The sequence below is a fragment of the Eisenbergiella tayi genome, from assembly GCF_001881565.1.
Classification (GTDB): Bacteria; Bacillota; Clostridia; order Lachnospirales; family Lachnospiraceae; genus Eisenbergiella; species Eisenbergiella tayi.
The window spans coordinates 55,202-71,158 of sequence record NZ_MPDJ01000003.1; the positions used below are offsets into that span (position 1 = coordinate 55,202).

Here is a 15,957-nt window from a genome sequence, read left to right on the forward strand (position 1 = left end):
TCTCCTATAGTCTGAAATCCAGAGACTGCGGGGTCCCCGGATCAATAATGAGTTCTGCGGTAACATTGATTTTGCTGTCATACGCGTATTCCCAGTTTCCTTCCGGCAAGGAGGATACGGTATAACAGGCAGTATCCCAGATCTTAACGACGGCCATCCGGCCATCCGGAATTTTCCAGCTTATGCCTATTACCTTATGATTGGAATAACCATGTATATATTTGTTAAAGGTGATATTAGTTCCCGGAAGCACAAGCCGTATTTCTTCTTCCGAAACAGGATCTCCTGTGCAGCGGATTGCAATGCTTGTGGTATCATCCCGCAGTATACGGCTGTCTGCGGGTTCTATTTTGGAATATACGCCGTTTTCGGCCAGTTCATAGCGGGATGCATAGTGGCATTCCCAGGATGCGCTGCGTCCCTCCAGCAAAAGATTGATAACAGGACTGGGTGTGAAGACCTTTACCTCCTTATAAACGCTCTGTGAACTGCCCGAAGCATATAAAAAGAAACTGTTGCTGTCGAAAGGCATGGGAACCACGCAGGAGGATGAGCTCTGTACGCCGCCGGCAAAAATATTATAGCCGCCGGGAAGGATATAGCCGGCATTTACATTAATTACCTTCCATTCTAAAGTGACAGGCTCACCCGGACAGGCACTGGCAGGTGAAGCCGTGAAATAACAGATCTCAGTGGCTGCCAGGCTTTTATAAAGATAGCAGGTATTTTTTCCATCCAATTCATTCCCGAAACCACTTATTTCAACAGTGACAGAACAAATCCCTTCCGAAGCGGTGGAGATGATGCCGCTCCATTCTAAAGTGAGGGAAGCGTTATCGGCGGGAGCCAGCTTATCTTCAGAGAGAGTCAGTGTATAGGACAGCAGATTTCCGTTTCGGCTGATGCCGCGGAAATCAAAACAGGGACAGGTCATTGTTCCATATGTCGTGTCTGTGGATGAAAACATATTGCCGGAGGCTTCTCCCACAGATGCGGTTATTTTTATTTTGGGGCGCGCATTCGACACCGGATCGGGGGCCTGAAAGGAATAATATAAGGTGTTTTCCGAATATAGAGATACTGCACAGGCAGGATCATTGACGGTAAGGTGTGTATCGTAAAAGGTGCCGTTAGAACAGCTGCTGTGTAGGATCATTTTCCCCCTCCTTATGCTTTTGAATCTGTATATAGCCTTCCAGCGCCTTTACCGGATAAGGAATGGAAAAAGCCTGACTGTCCGTCTGTTCAAGTTTTGTGGTTTTCCAGCAGTTTTCAGAAATACCTTTACCGGAAGCTTCGGTTCGGGAAGTCCTTCCTGCCTGATAGAAAAAATAGCTCCTGTCATTTTGATACGCGGCGGGTATGGATAGCTGCTTTTCATTGCTTAGGACAGGTCCGGTGAAATAAGTGGTACGGATATTGTCAAGGGAGGCGTTTACCAGTTCGTCGGGCAGGGATAAGGTACAGGCCGGTAAAATACCGGGTTTAACCGTCAGGCGGGCATAAGCATCCATAAGAACACACAGCTCATCCGGCGGAAGCTCTGCATCAAGGGCCGCCGGAATCAGATTGTCTTCATAAAAATAAGAGGTCTGGGTGCCGCTTCCCGGGTAAATATGAAGGTGATCGAAATCCTTGTTCAGATAAAAGCCGGCCATACCGTCACGATAGTCATTCAGTTCTCCGATTTGGAGTGAGAAAACGGCATTTTTTACATTGGCAGTGTGGCTTGGGTCAGGAATCTGTCCTTCCAGATGGCGGTAGGATTCCGGGTCACCGGCCTGCTCCAGTTTCAGGCTGAGTCTGCACAGAACAAGAGGACGGCCGATAAATTCCACTTCTGCCGGTCCATGAGGGGCAGGGGTAATCCGGCTGTCCAGCCTGTCGATATAAGAGAGAAGGGCTATGAGATTTTCCTTCGGCCCGGTTTGCAGGGAGTATAAAATCCGGTACAGCTGCGGGTTAATATCCTCCGGCAGGTGATGAGATATTTTTTCTCCGGGGGGACTTTTGAAGTCTATGCCGCTGCCGGTCTGGGTTAGTACAAGACTTCCGACGGGAGTCCCTCCGGCAGTGAATGCCATAAGGCTGTTATCCAGTCCGTTTGGCAGCAGAAAGCCGCAAAGGGGAGAGGCTGTCGGCACGAAGGAGGCTTCCGCTCCATCTATATTATCTGCATCGTTTACAGCTTTTGCTGATACGGCACATATCCATTTTGCATGCAGTCTCGTGTATTGCTCCAGCCGGGGCTGGAGCATGGCTTCATGAGGTTTGGCCGGTGCGTTTAAGGAACGCATTTCTTCACTGCAATAGAGATCAGGAGACAGGATATCCTGAAATCTTCCCAGTTTATCCAGAATTCGTATTCTGCCAAAAGCCAGAAAACCGGCACGAATGGGGGAGAAGAGCCGGTCAAATACGGCGGCGGTACCCATTTCATCCGATGGCAGCGCCTGAAGAAGGGAAAGAGAGGCTTTCACCAGTCCGTCCGTGGAAAACAGAGGCAGCAGCTTCATCTGATCCCGCATGAGCAGCATATCGTTAAAACCGCTCAGGGACTGCGATAAAAGGCTTCTTGTACGCGGATCCTTCAGCGGAAGGACATTCTCCTCAAAAAAGCTGTTCACACCTGTTTCCAGCTGCCTGGATGCGTTGTCGGACAGAAGCTGCCGGCCTGAGACAGAATATCGGTTTTGAGGATCCATAATGGAGATATCTCCGCAGTAATCATAACGCCCATCCTTCAGCCTCCAGTTTTTCAAATCCGGCTGCTCCTTTAGGAGAGCCTTATCAGGATAATAAAAGCACTGCCATTCCAGATACAAAGGGTGCCATTGCGGCTTGAACACGGTAATTGCCCGGATTTCCGGAAGCTCCCTGTCATAGAAGATGGAGGGAAGCTGAACGAACTGCTGCTGTACCTGCCGAAGCTGCTCGGCAAGTTCTTCAGTCCGAGCGGGATCCGGAAGAATAAAACCGGCCTTTTGTAAAGCCTTCCGTGCTATCAGGGCAGCGAAACCGGCAGAAAATAAGGATGCCTCGCCGATTAAGAGAGGAAGGGCTTCCGGCAGGCCGTCGGAAGGTTCTGCATTCCCGAATAAATCATCAGGATACACGGTGACAGGGGATGCACAAAGCCCGGTGAAGGTGACAGAGGTATTCACCTGCTCCGAACGCCGGCAGACGGTGAGCTTTCCGGTCACTTTGCCGTCCGTGTTGGCCAGCTGCCTGACAAGAAGAACAGGATCGGCCGGCTGATAAAAGGGAGGCGCGGGTTCTGTTTTCAGTTCGTATCCCGGTCCGGGCGCAAGGTTATTAATGTCATATCGGATTTGTTCGTCTGTATCCGTTAATATAGTCTGTTCTCTTTGTATTTCAGTTACGTATGCCTGAAGTGCGGCATATAGCCTGTCACGATCCTCCCGGGCGGTATAGAAAAGCTGCCAGGTTTCAAATGCGGTACGGCACCTTTGTTTCTGTTTCATGCGCTCTGAAAAAAGCTGCCTTTGGCGGGAACGAAGGTCGGAGATTTGTTTCATGATCCGTTCGGAAGGCGGCTGTCTGTGTTCTGTGCCGGGGACAGAAGAAAGGCATATTAAATCAGGAGGCTGCAGGGTGGAAAAACCGGCGGCATACAGTTCCTTTTCCACCTCGGCGGAACCTTGCTCTCCTAGGAGATCCGGGCAGAGATTTCGCAGAAAGCATTGAAACAGGCGGGGAGATATTTCGCTGTCCGCTCCTGCCAGTGCTGCCGCAGCCTCATCGGAGGTGTTTCCAAGCGCCAGAGCCGGTTTGTCCTCCACTTCTCCAGGCTGTGGATCGTCCGGTATGCCGGTAGGATAAGAAAAATCCGCCCCTTTCCACTCGATGCCGCATAAAAGGCCATGACAGAGACTGGTTTCCGGCAGCCCGGTTCCCTCCAGCTTCATGAGCAGGACCTCTTCCAGCTGCTGTGCTGTTTTAAGAAGGGAAAGCGGCTCGGGGCCAGCCGCATCCTGATACCAGCCGCATACGAGATAACTTATATTCGCCTTGTGGATCCCATCGGCAGGAAGATCGTCATAAAAGCCAAATACATTCCGGCAATGGGGATAGTAGGCGGAGAAAAACGGATTCACGGGAGAAACGGCAGTAAGGGCAAGCCGTTCCGTATCCTGAGGGACATGCTCTGCCTGGGAAAGGGCATAACTTCTGCCCAGATAGCGGTAGGGACGATCCGGTGTCTGGGGATAGGGCCAGGAGCTGCTTCCCGTATTATTGTAACCTGCGCCCCGTTTCTTTTGAAGTGAGTCGCTTTCTATGAGAAAAAGCTTCTGGCGCAGCAGACTGTCCCCATCCTCCAGCCACATACGAACCACAGCCCACCGGTTGGGAACAAGGGGATAACAAAGCTTGGAGGAGGAGTTCCCATTTGTTCCGGATTCCTCCTGAGTCCCTCTGGTAAAACCCTCCGGCAGGCTGAAGGAAAGATGTATTCCCGGTTCAGGGGGATTGCCGGGAACGAACAGACCATTATCAATGGGAATATCCGGATCATCCAGATCCGTGAAGTCGAGCTGATACCCGGCATATATTTTTTTGGAAGGGGCACGCCCACAGAGGCATGCCCGTACTGTGATCGGAATAAGTAAGGTTTGATTCTGATTCATATTAAAAACTCCCGCTGTTTAAAGTGAAGGAGAGAGCCAGCATCAAACCGGTGGAATGCTGGTAAACAATCCCTTTTCCTTTCCAGTTAACGGAAGAAAAGCCGGAGGCAAGACTTCCTGTCAGTGAGTCCGCTTGAAATGAAATCTGGTTTGCAGCCATATCCATTTTATAGTTTGGCTTTTTTTGCCCCTCTTTTGTAAGGCAGGTAAGACTGACCGAATCTTTGTAAAAGCGCAGCAGAGTGTAATCCTCCTTCAGCTGTACCTGTATCAGAAACCTGGCCTGTGGGGCGGGGAGCGGTCCGATGGCCGGGCAGAGGAAGGACTGAGTCTGCTCCAGCCTTATGTTATCCAGACAATCCGCAGTACCAAACAGATGAATGTCATCAGTCTGCTCCTCCACGATAATGGGTTTCGGTGTATTCCCTGTGATATCCTGTTCAGGCGCAGTGGACTCCGGCGGGGGAGGATCAGGCAGTATACAGACATGTGCATGTAAGGTGAGGTTAACTCCTTTGCTGTTGAAAAGGCTGTAATCATAGCTGACCTCTGCACTGCCCATACCGTTCTGCAGGAGGACATCGTTCATGAGTACCGGATTTTTATCATCCTTTTTCAGAATAATCAGGACAAGCCGATATATTTTATCCTTTTCATATGTTATTTGAGTTTCAGCCCGGACTGCCAGGCTTTGTTTGTCGTCCAGCCGATAATGCAGGGTAATGGCCATTTTTTATTCCTCCTCCCAAAGATGCTGCAGATCATACAGGATTTTTGTATAGCAGAAAAAGTTACGATACTTTTCCTCCGTAGTTTCTTTTGTGGTATCACAGCCGGTGATTTTCCTGAAAACATCCTCCGCATTGTAATTAAAATCCATATCCTGTTGTTCCTTCTGCCATAGGTCGGAAAGGGGGGCAAAATCCTTTACGGTGGATCGGAAGTTCTTTTCTATGCGTGTAAACTGAGGGCTTGTGAGCCAGGATGGATCGGCGGGCAGATCCAGGCAGCTTCTCAAAAAATCGTTGACAAGGGAAAGGCCGCAGGCATAAGTATAGGAATTGGGCTGTGCATAATTGTCCCAGAGATCATAAAGCGATTGGTTGCCGAGAGCGCTCGTATCATTAGGAAACTGGTAGGACAGCTTTAGAAAGGTTTCATTCACCGTCCATCCGATCTTCTCCAGGCCGGCAGGATAGGAAGCGGTATCATCGTAAGCCGCATCATCGTCAAATATATCCTGATAAGGGGGATAATCATTTTCCACATTCTTGCCTTCAGGGGTAAAAACACCTTCCCGGTAAGCCATATTGATCCAGGAGCGTCGGGCGCCGAAATTCTGATGCAGAATCGTGTCAATTAGGATGTGGAGATAAATCCCCAGCTTCATCATGAGCTCCTCCGGCAGTTTGGTCAGATCTTTCTTATAAGGGAGGACGGAAGCAGCAATCTCTTTCAGAAGCCCGCTTAATCTGGGGGGACAGGGAATCACGCGGTCCGCCAGTTCCTGGGCCTCTTCTTCTGAGGCCTCAGGCGTTTCTTCCCCGGGGAAAAAATGAAAGGGACGCAGGAGATCGTCACAGACATGGAAGCAGCATTCATCACTGTCTGTGGGATACCAGGGCTTTGGCGTGTCAAGCTCCCCTGTGTCATACCATTTGGCCATGGCTGTGGGGATGATAGGTACCTCAAACTGGCTGTCTGCCAGGCGATAGAAGGATTTTTCATTCACCCAATCCGGTATCCCGTCTAGCAGCAGGCTTCCTGTTGTGGCATTGTCTGCCATGAACTGACAGTATTCGGCGATGGTCTGCGCCTGTTCCAAGGGAAAGGAATTATAGAACAGCAGGTATTTAACACAAAAGTAGTGCATGGCGTAGCTCTCCGGCTTATCAGAGTGCTTAAAAACAGGAGTATTGTTCCTTTCCCGCGGCAAGGAAGAGCAAAGATTCATGAGCAGTTCCTGCATGTCTGCGGCTTTCGGTGAAAGAGCGTTCATTTTTAGTACATCTCCACCCGGAGGATAATGCCCCTGCATGGTTTGGTCTCCGATGAGCAGCCCGTTTCCGATGAGATATGTCTCTTTGTCGAACTGGAAATTGTAGACGGTATCCTCATAGGGTATCGTGGTGATTTTTATAATTTCCTCTGGCACCGGCTCATTTTTTTCCGGATCCCAGGCATAGATTCTCTGCCCGCACCGTGCATCGCAGGCAGGCGTCGGACAGAAGGAACCGTCATCTCCTGCCAGACACAGGGTGTGGGTTGCAGAAACATTCAGGGTGTTACTGTGGGTTTGAATTCTAAAAAGCGTTTTTTCCGTGCCGGTAGTGATATCTCTTACCGGCATGAAACTGCCGTCAGGGGAAAGGAGAAGATCACCGATATGCACATCCCGTGCGGCGATAATGCCTGATGGAGTGAGAAGCAGGGTGTCCCATGCCATGCAGCCCCACTGGTAAAACAGCCTTTCTGCTTTTACCTGCGTAGGATCCGTGCTCTGGTATTCATACTGGGCTATAACGCTGACATAACCGGCTTTATGCGTGTTTTTCTCCTGATGGCAGATGTTCAGGAGAAGATTGCCGTACAGCTCCGCCTCCGTATTACAATTCATCACAGATTGGGACTTCAGATTGGAATTCCAGTCCTCAGGGAAAGTAATTTTGATTTTATTAGGCTGTTCCGGTATTTTTTCGTCGGAGGATGTCCTGTTATAATCCAAAATTTCCACGTTTTTATCGGAGATCTGTGACCAGGGCTGGATCATACGGGCACAGCCCGGCATTTCTTTTTCGTCATGCAGAATACGGTAAAGACTGATTCGGGGCTGATATTTTTCATAGAAATAGCCGGTTTTTGGCACCTTATAAAAATAAGCCTTATTTTTCAGGGAAACAGTTAATGTGAAAGGCAGATATACAGGCATATCTGTAATCTCGGAGTCCAGCTCTATGTCTTTATGGTAATCGGGATTACTCATCTGGGACTTCCTGTCATAACTGATGCACACATGGCCAGGACGGTACTCATGGCCAGGATGCTTGATTACCGGATCGATCAGCTCCACCTTGCTCACATCATTCTGAAAGGATTGGATGATGGCCGTGGAGGAACAGACTTTTCCTCTCAGAAAGGGTGTTCCGTTACAGGACTGGTCTGTCATGGAATATACGCTGTCAATACGGATGAGGCGTTCATCCAGGCCTGCGGTAAGGCTGTCACAGGATATGGGAGAAATAAAGCTGTTTGTTTCTCCGGACAGAGTCTGATCTATCTGCTTAAGGATGTCTTTTGTTTGGGCATCACGGAAATATTGACTGACACTTACCCGGGGAATCAGTGTGTTGGTGCATAAAGATAACTCTGTTTCCGCTGAAAGCAGGAAGGAGAGTGAATTTCCGTCGGACTTCAGATTAGGTGTGACCTGCAGCTTATGTACCATATAATCATCGGTGAGATTCAATTCGTTCTGCGGTTCCGCCCGCAGAAGGCCCTTTTTCTGAGCATTCAGGCTATTCAGCAGCAGCGGAGCGGTGTTTTTGAGATGTTCGGCGCCGCCCAGATGTTCCAGGAAGAAGGTATAATGGGCTTCCTTTGAAAAATCAAGCTCCAGCATGCCTCCGGCTTCTCTGGCTTCTTCTATGATGCTGTCAGGCAAAATAAATGATTTCATAAATTCCTCCTTCCGAAAATATTAATAATTTTAACGTAGCACAAATATAATTTTCAGACAATAGAAAAAATAAACAAATTATAGTCTGAAAATTTGTACGGCTATTCAACTATTTTATATTGACTTATGGTTTTATAGAACGATACAATAAAACTATATAGTTTATTTTTTCGTTAGTACGTTACGGAGCGAGTTACAATCATCAGAAGGAGGAAAAAAATGAAGGATGAATTATCAGTAAAGGTTCAGGGGACAAATGATCTGACCTTCAATGTACAGGCGGATCTGGATTTCACATTGATCGGCACCAAACTGAAAATGGCCTTTTCAAAGATAGGGGGTGAAAATGCCTTTGTGATTCTGCCTGGTGAACTTCAGACCACAGAAGGAATGACCATCGGGGAGATGGTGGATGCGATTAATCAGTTCGGCAAGGACTATGACCCTTCTATGACCTCTGATCTGACAAAGGATAAGGTAGAGGGAGCGGTGACGGATGTGAGTACGGCAGCGGCTAAGAAAAGCGGGAATGATGCGGATATACAGGCAATTGCAGACAGCCTTGATTTCAACAAAATCAAGATTCGGCTGAAACAGGCCTTCTTGCTGCTTATGACAGGACACCAGCTGGAGTATGCGCTGGAGATCGATGTAATGCTGGACGGTGTGTTTCCAAAACAGACTTTTATTGATGTGGAGAGGCTTTCCCTTATGGTCTGGAATACAAAGCGAAGCAAAATACTGAGTACTATGAATATAGTGGACGTTGATAAATTGCTGGAGGACACTGAGTGAAAGAACTTCCCGCCGCCGGCCGGTCCCGGAAGGAGGAGAACGGCGCTCTTACCAGCCACATATGTCTGGAGGCGGATGCATCCATTGGAAAACTTCATTTCAAGATTTCTTATATCGCGGGGAAGGAGCATAAAGAACTTGTCGGAACCTGGAACAGTAAAGAGAGCGGTAACTGCAGCCTTTCACTGCTTTCGGGAGAACTGGAGAATACGCCTCTTTCCTTTCAGGTGCCGGAACTCATTACCGGATATGGCCTTGCCATTAAAGAACTTCGGTTCGGCTATATATTTGAGGCGGGTGAATTCTCTTTTCGGCTTTCGACCACTGAATATGGGGCATTGTCCGTCAGTACCAGGAAGGATGCAAAGCAGCGGGAATTCACCTTCAAGCTGGAGCTTGGGATGAAGCTGTCCCTTTCTGCAATGCCTTTGATCGGAGAATGTTCCGGATGCGATATGGCGGTTGAACTGGACTGGCTGTCCCTTAAACTGAGAGGCAGTCAGAAAGCGGCTCTTTCAGCCTGCCTTGCCTTTTTATTAGGAAGTACCAGGATTCCTCTGTCCCTGCCCGAAAATAATTATTCGCAGGAGACTTCCGGAAGCAGGGAGCTTCAAAACAGGGGAGAGAAAACAGAAGACGGAGATGTGAAATGGCTGGATGTGAAAAAGAGTCTGGGTCCGGTTCGTCTGTCCCGTCTGGGTTTTCTGCTGGGGGAAGGCAGCATTACGGTGTATGTGGATGCGGGATTCACCCTTTCTATTCTGATGTTTGAAGTGCTGGGGCTTTACGTTACGGTACCTATGAAAAAGGGAATTCCCGTTGCATTTGGGATTCAGGGTATGACGGTGAGCATACATAAAGAACCGCTGAGTATATCCGGAGGGCTGTACATAACCAGGGAAAAGGGGATGGAACTCTATACCGGAGAACTTTCCGTCCAGGTAAAGAATTTTCAGTTGACGGCGGTGGGATCTTACGGAAAGCTGCCGGGTTCCGAAGCCTCTTTTTTTGCATATCTTATGCTTCGTTATCCGTTGGGGGGCCCGCCTGCCTTTTATGTGACAGGGATAGCAGGAGGATTCGGCTACAACCGGACAATCCTGCTGCCTTCCAAAGTAGAGGAGGTCAGAAGCTTTCCGTTTGTGGCGGCGGTCATGGGCGGCGGTACGCTGACGGAAAAAATGACGCCGGCCCAGGTCCTGAAGGAAATGAATGCTTCCATAGTTCCCTGTAAAGGACAGTTTTTTGCCGCCGCAGGTATCCGTTTCACCTCATTTGGCCTGCTGGACAGTTTCCTGCTTTTAAATGTGGTATGGGGAAACGAACTGAAGATTGCGCTGTTGGGAGTTTCAACGCTTTCCCTGCCGCCGGGAGAATCGAAGCCCTTCGTCTATGCAGAGCTTTCTCTTCTGGCAGTCATATCGCCGGTGGTGGGAGAGATAAGCATATCAGGCGCCTTAAGCAGCCAGTCTTTTCTTATGGACCGAAACTGCAGGCTTCAGGGAGGCTTTGCCTTTGTCACATGGTTTGGAAATAATGAGCACAGCGGAGACTTTGTTCTGACTCTGGGAGGATATAAAGAAGGATTTTATGTCGCCCATTACCCAAAGGTAGATCGGATTGGAATAAAATGGAATATTGATAAAAACCTGGTATTGAGCGCTTCCTTTTATTTTGCGCTTACACCGAGCTGTGTTATGCTGGGGGGCAATGCTTCCATTACCTACGAGTGGGGGCGTCTTCGGGCATGGTTTCAGGCCAGATTGGAATTTTACATGAAATGGAAGCCTTTTGCCTATGAATTTTATGTGGGAATCAGTCTGGGAGCCAGTTTCCGCTGGGATTTTTTCCCATTCTACAGGACCTTTACCCTGGAGCTGGGAGCGAGTCTTAACTGCTATGGACCGCCCTTTGGGGGTAAGGTGCACATATCCTGGTTTATCATATCCTTCACCATTTCTTTCGGTGCGGGAAAGGGTGGGGAGAAAGCTCTTAACTGGGAGGAATTTTCGGAGGCTTTTCTTAAAGCAGAGTCTGACAATAACGGAAGAAAGATCCTTTCGGTACAGGCGTCCGGCGACAGTCCGGTGAAGGGTGCGGACGGGCTTTCCTGGTATAGTACGGACAGACTCGTATTGGAAATAAAAAGCCTGCTGCCGGCCACTGCGGTATCTGTAAGCGGTAAAGAAAAGGATTTGGTTCCGGAAACGGGAAATACGGAACCCTTGGGTGTGGTTCCCATGAGAATTGAAACTTTTACAAGCGTCATGAAGGCCGAAGTGACGGACAATGCCGGCAGGATACAGGATGTGAGGGCGGAGTGGATATACGGGAATATTCCCAAAGCACTTTGGGATACGAAAACCCCCGATCCCTATGGAAGTGAAGGACTGAAGAAGGATCAGCTTCTGGGGATCCGCCTGAAGGCGCCGGAACCGAAGGTTTTGAACCGTCTGCCTCAAAAAGGATATTATTCCATGGCTGTTCTGTGTGAAAATGAAAGGCTGGAGCCTTTGTATTTTACGTGGCCGGAACCAAAACCGGTGGAGCCGAAGGTATATCCCGGGGATGTGCTGAAACAGATAGAGAGAACGATAGCGGTGAATGAAAAACGAAGCGGAATTCTGAAACAGCTGTCGGAAAATTATGGGACGGCAGAAAAGGCTGATATGGAGAATTGGGGCGGTGATCTGGAAGAAATCCTTTTGGGGGAACCGGTTCTTTCTGCCATGGGAAGCGAAAGATAAACGGTTCAGGCTTTTTGCCGGTTGAGTTTATAGTTATAAATGGAGAGAATTATGGAACAGGAAATGATCGTACTGGCATCGAAAATGGAACCCGGACTCGCCGCCGGCGCTTATACACTGAAAGCGAGTCAGGATAGTTCGATTCCGGACAGCAAAATCGAACCGGCGCTTTTTTCCTTCCGGTGCGGTGCGGATCCTCTGCGTATGCAGCAGACCGATGTTTATTCCGTTTATCCGCCAAGGGAAGCCTTTGGGAAATTTGAGAGAGTGCTTCCTAATATAGTATTTACAAATAAGACGCTGCCCTGGGAACGTAAAGTCAATAAAGCGGATAAAGCGCCCTGGCTTGCCCTGCTCTTATTTGATGAAACGGAGGACGCTGCGATAACGTCACTTCCGGCAGAAGAAGCATTCACACCGGCACAGGGCAGGTATTGTCCCGTGAATTATGATTCCTCCATGGCCGGAAACTGTATGATATTGGACGCTGCGGCAGGACTGTTCGGCAGCATCTGTCCGGATGCCGGGGATTTGGCCCTGTGCGCCCATGCACGCTGTGTATGCAGGGATAACAAGGTGACGGAAAAAGATCCGCCCGAAGAATGGCTTTCCGTATTGCTGTCCACCAGATATCCGGCAGCTGTTTCAGGGGAAAGGGGAATCAGGAATATCTGCTGTGTAGTATCCCTGGAGCACTTCGGGGAATTCCTGACTGATCCGGCTTTACGGGCAGAAATTGCAAAGGGGGAAACATACAAAACAGTGCGGGTGCCGGTACTGTACAGCTGGAGTTTTTATTGTTCATCAGAGGAATTTGATTTTAAAACGGTTTTTGAAAGACTGGATGCCGGCGCTTTACAATTGCCGGAGATAAAGAAGGACAGCCTGCCGGAAGAACTGCTGAATCTTATGAAGCTGGGATACGGGCCTGTGGATCATCAGCTGAGGGATGGAAGCAGCACGGTTTCTTTTTACCGCGGCCCTTTCCGCGCATATCAGGAAAAGGAAAGCGGCATGACGCCTCAGATGAATGGGGATGCCTGGCTGCGGTATGATCCTGCTATAGGTATGTTTGACATTACCTATAGCGCCGCATATTGTCTGGGCAGACAGCTGGCTCTGCAGAATGGAAGCTATGCGGCGGCTCTGCATAAATGGCGCAGTGAGGATAAGGCACAGGCCGGAAAAATCCGTCAGCGGTATATACTCGCCTGCCGGCTCGGACTGGAGCCCGAGATTAGCAGCTGTTGTATGGAACTTATGACAAAGTCACAGAAAGATGCCGTCCCGGATGGGGGCAGTAACCTATCAGGCATTGAAGGTACCGGATTATTTTCTGAACTTATGGAAAAGGCTATAAAGGAACGGCTGGAACGGGCTGCAAAAGAGTTGTTGAAGCTCACCTGAGTATTTCCGGAAGGAAAGACGAAGGAGAAGAAAGGATACGATTAAAATGGAACAAAGCTGGCTTGCAGCGAATGAGGAACAAAAGAATCTGTTTGATTACTTCAACTGGACAGGAGTACCGGATATCCCGGAAGAAATCCTGAATTCCCTGGCCCGGTGGGTGCTGCTTTACGATGTTCCCTTTCCTTATATGGCGGTGAGAGAGGAGATGCTCCCACCGGAGAGTATCCGTTTTTTCTTTCTGGACAAGAGCTATATTGCCGCCCTTTTGGATGGCGCCATGAGTCTTGGACGCAGTTATACAATCGATTATCAGCATGACTGCAGGGTGATTGACAAGGTGATGGATAGGGCGCTTTGTGAAAGCAGCTTTATCAGGCCGTCGCTGCAGAAGAAGGAACGAAAGCCTTCAGAGGTTGGGAAAAATGCGCTGTCAGGCGCAGTATCCGGTTTCCTTCTGCGTTCTGTTATGGTGAGCGGCTGGCGGGGACTGGAGTTCAAGGCATTTGAAGAAGGAAACGACAAAGAGCCTCTGCGTGCTCTCCGGCTGGAAACGCTGGGGACAGAAGTGCTGCTGGGGCTTTATGTGAATGAGATAAAAAAGTTGGTGATCACGCAGCCTCCCGAGGGAATGCATTTCGGATTTTCCCGTAAAAAGGACGAGTCGGATAAATTTGAAAAACGTGTCCGCAGTTTAAAAGACGGTAAGCTGTTGGAAGGAGAAAGCGCGCTGGCAGATGTGGTCCTTCAGGACAGCGGTTACCGGGTGGTAAATCTTGCGGCAACTGTGGCCAATATCAGGGATGCTTTGGGCGAAGGAGATATCAATTCGGCATTAACCGCGCTGGAAATGATACAGAACCCGTATACCGGGGAAGTGGTGAGAGGCCGGTAAATAAGGCGGATTTTCCGATGGTTTACACAAAATGTATTATTAAATTAAAAAAAATGAAAAGGTTCGAAATGCATGTTCATACCTTCCTGCATACTTTCTGTAAAAATCCAGATAATAACAACAAACCTATACAGAAAGGAATGCATATAAATGGACAAAAATCAGAAAACGGCACAGGAATCCCCGATTCTGGGCAAGCAGAGTGTAAGCCTGAAAAAGCCGGTATACATCATAGAGAGCGCTTCCGTTGTCGGAAAAAAGGAGGGAGAGGGGCCGTTAGGAGAACTGTTTGACCTTGTGGGAGAGGATGACATGTTCGGCGGCCAGACCTGGGAGGACGCGGAAAGCACCTTGCAGAAGGAAGCGCTTGGCACGGCGCTGGGAAAGGCCGGCTGGAAAGCGGAAGAGGTCCGTTATCTGTTTGCAGGTGACCTTTTAGGCCAGGAAATAGCGACCAGCTTCGGCCTGGTCAGCTTTGAAATCCCTTTGTTCGGCCTGTATGGAGCCTGCTCCACCTGCGGGCTTTCCCTGACACTGGCCTCTCTCGTGATAAGCGGAGGTTTTGCGGAGAAAGCGGCCTGTGTGACAAGCAGCCATTTTGCCAGTGCGGAGAAGGAATTCCGCTTTCCTCTGGGCTACGGCAACCAACGCCCGCTTTCCGCCACCTGGACCGTGACTGGAAGCGGCGCTTTTGTGCTTGCCGCTTCCCAAAATGGAAAAGCCAGGGCCAAAATCACCGGACTGACTTCCGGTAAAATCGTGGATTACGGCCTGAAGGACAGCATGAATATGGGGGCCTGCATGGCCCCTGCCGCGGCTTCCACTATCGAACAGCACCTGAAGGATTTCGGAAGGCAGCCGGACTATTACGACAAGATCATTACCGGGGATCTGGGAACGGTAGGGCAGACCGTACTGCTCGATCTCCTGAATAAAAAGGGCATTGATATATCCGGACAGCATATGGACTGCGGCATAGAAATATTTGACGCGAAGGAACAGGATACCCATGCAGGAGGATCCGGCTGCGGCTGTTCTGCAGTAACCCTTTCCGCCTATATCCTCAAAATGCTGGAAGAAGGAGTCTGGAAACGTGTCCTCTTCGCACCGACCGGAGCGCTCTTAAGCAAAACCAGTTTTAATGAAGGCCAGAACGTTCCCGGCATCGCCCATGCGGTAGTGCTGGAAAGCCCGGAGTAAGAGATACCGTACGGCAGAGGACAGCAGCAGCTAATAAGCCGCTGAAAAGAGGGTGCGTTAAAAAAAGGGCACATTGCCAAGAAACACGTATCGGGGTATAATAACGGAAGCGGATTTTTCCATGGAAAACAGGCAGCGATCATAGATTCGAATGCTAAGTCAGGAAAGAAGGGTGTAAGATGCGGACTATGGAATTCAAAATGGAGCGCCCGGGGCTCCTGAAGGAAGGGGACCATGTGACGGTCACAGAAGGCGTCCTTCCCAGCAACTATTATTATACCATCGATCCATCTCTTGCCATGTCAGGCAATTATCCATTCCGGGAAAAGCTTCTCGCCAGAGAAGGGGATGTGACGGCTGTCATAGAAAATGAAAGAGGCTTTTATGTGACGGTGGCCTTTGATGAATGAAGCTCCCACAGGAAATGCGGCGGATCGGGGAAGGTTGATAATAATTTCCCCGATCCGCTGTTGTTGTGATGGGAATGGATTGAGCAAAAGGGATTTTTATCTTCACCCACTGGCATTTTTTGTAGGTTTGTCAAACATTTGTTACAGAGAGAGCAGATAATTGTCCAATACCTGTTGA

Annotated in this window: 10 protein-coding genes; 6 read left to right on the forward strand and 4 right to left on the reverse strand. The window is 49.3% G+C overall.

Features of this window, described 5'->3' with window-relative positions; translation table 11 throughout:
• Window positions 1-4 precede the first annotated feature (4 nt).
• From BLA28_RS11560 to BLA28_RS11575, 4 genes are read right to left on the reverse strand one after another with little or no spacing between them, the layout of a single operon-like run.
• Window positions 5-1,156 (reverse strand): hypothetical protein, encoded by a 1,152-nt coding sequence (locus BLA28_RS11560; protein WP_044970892.1) that lies wholly within the window; start codon window positions 1,154-1,156, stop codon window positions 5-7.
• Window positions 1,131-4,649 (reverse strand): hypothetical protein, encoded by a 3,519-nt coding sequence (locus BLA28_RS11565; RefSeq protein WP_069158880.1) that lies wholly within the window; start codon window positions 4,647-4,649, stop codon window positions 1,131-1,133. Before BLA28_RS11565 ends, BLA28_RS11560 begins: the two co-directional genes overlap by 26 nt.
• Window position 4,650: 1 nt before the next feature.
• On the reverse strand, window positions 4,651-5,379 hold the full coding sequence (locus tag BLA28_RS11570) for a hypothetical protein (protein WP_069158881.1): 729 nt from the start codon (window positions 5,377-5,379) through the stop codon (window positions 4,651-4,653).
• Between the two features lie 3 nt (window positions 5,380-5,382).
• Window positions 5,383-8,325, reverse strand: coding sequence for a Hint domain-containing protein (locus tag BLA28_RS11575; RefSeq protein WP_069158882.1), 2,943 nt, complete (start codon window positions 8,323-8,325; stop codon window positions 5,383-5,385).
• A gap of 219 nt (window positions 8,326-8,544) precedes the next feature.
• Between BLA28_RS11575 and BLA28_RS11580 the strand changes: the two genes are divergently transcribed.
• The 6 genes from BLA28_RS11580 (at window position 8,545) to BLA28_RS11605 (ending at window position 15,779) form a co-directional block, all read left to right on the forward strand.
• Window positions 8,545-9,120, forward strand: a complete 576-nt coding sequence (locus BLA28_RS11580; RefSeq protein ID WP_009250943.1) for a hypothetical protein — start codon at window positions 8,545-8,547, stop codon at window positions 9,118-9,120.
• The gene (locus tag BLA28_RS11585) at window positions 9,117-11,867 is read left to right on the forward strand and encodes a DUF6603 domain-containing protein (protein ID WP_069158883.1); all 2,751 of its coding nucleotides are present in this window, start codon (window positions 9,117-9,119) and stop codon (window positions 11,865-11,867) included. Before BLA28_RS11580 ends, BLA28_RS11585 begins: the two co-directional genes overlap by 4 nt.
• Before the next feature lie 51 nt (window positions 11,868-11,918).
• Window positions 11,919-13,274 carry a hypothetical protein gene (locus BLA28_RS11590; protein WP_069158884.1) on the forward strand — a complete coding sequence of 452 codons (1,356 nt, stop codon included), beginning with the start codon at window positions 11,919-11,921 and terminating at the stop codon, window positions 13,272-13,274.
• A gap of 46 nt (window positions 13,275-13,320) precedes the next feature.
• Window positions 13,321-14,169 carry a hypothetical protein gene (locus tag BLA28_RS11595; protein WP_069158885.1) on the forward strand — a complete coding sequence of 283 codons (849 nt, stop codon included), beginning with the start codon at window positions 13,321-13,323 and terminating at the stop codon, window positions 14,167-14,169.
• Window positions 14,170-14,319: 150 nt separating this feature from the next.
• Window positions 14,320-15,369, forward strand: a complete 1,050-nt coding sequence (locus BLA28_RS11600) for a stage V sporulation protein AD (RefSeq protein ID WP_069158886.1) — start codon at window positions 14,320-14,322, stop codon at window positions 15,367-15,369.
• 179 nt (window positions 15,370-15,548) lie between these two features.
• Window positions 15,549-15,779, forward strand: coding sequence for a hypothetical protein (locus BLA28_RS11605; protein ID WP_009250938.1), 231 nt, complete (start codon window positions 15,549-15,551; stop codon window positions 15,777-15,779).
• Window positions 15,780-15,957: the final 178 nt, after the last annotated feature.

Excerpts from the sequence above, each read along its gene's own strand:
- BLA28_RS11605 (WP_009250938.1), top strand. The coding sequence starts at position 15,549 with ATGCGGACTATGGAATTCAAAATGGAGCGCCCGGGGCTCCTGAAGGAA.
- BLA28_RS11595 (WP_069158885.1), top strand. The coding sequence starts at position 13,321 with ATGGAACAAAGCTGGCTTGCAGCGAATGAGGAACAAAAGAATCTGTTT.
- BLA28_RS11600 (WP_069158886.1), top strand. The coding sequence starts at position 14,320 with ATGGACAAAAATCAGAAAACGGCACAGGAATCCCCGATTCTGGGCAAG.
- BLA28_RS11570 (WP_069158881.1), bottom strand. The coding sequence starts at position 5,379 with ATGGCCATTACCCTGCATTATCGGCTGGACGACAAACAAAGCCTGGCA.
- BLA28_RS11575 (WP_069158882.1), bottom strand. The coding sequence starts at position 8,325 with ATGAAATCATTTATTTTGCCTGACAGCATCATAGAAGAAGCCAGAGAA.
- BLA28_RS11565 (WP_069158880.1), bottom strand. The coding sequence starts at position 4,649 with ATGAATCAGAATCAAACCTTACTTATTCCGATCACAGTACGGGCATGC.
- BLA28_RS11580 (WP_009250943.1), top strand. The coding sequence starts at position 8,545 with ATGAAGGATGAATTATCAGTAAAGGTTCAGGGGACAAATGATCTGACC.
- BLA28_RS11560 (WP_044970892.1), bottom strand. The coding sequence starts at position 1,156 with ATGATCCTACACAGCAGCTGTTCTAACGGCACCTTTTACGATACACAC.
- BLA28_RS11590 (WP_069158884.1), top strand. The coding sequence starts at position 11,919 with ATGGAACAGGAAATGATCGTACTGGCATCGAAAATGGAACCCGGACTC.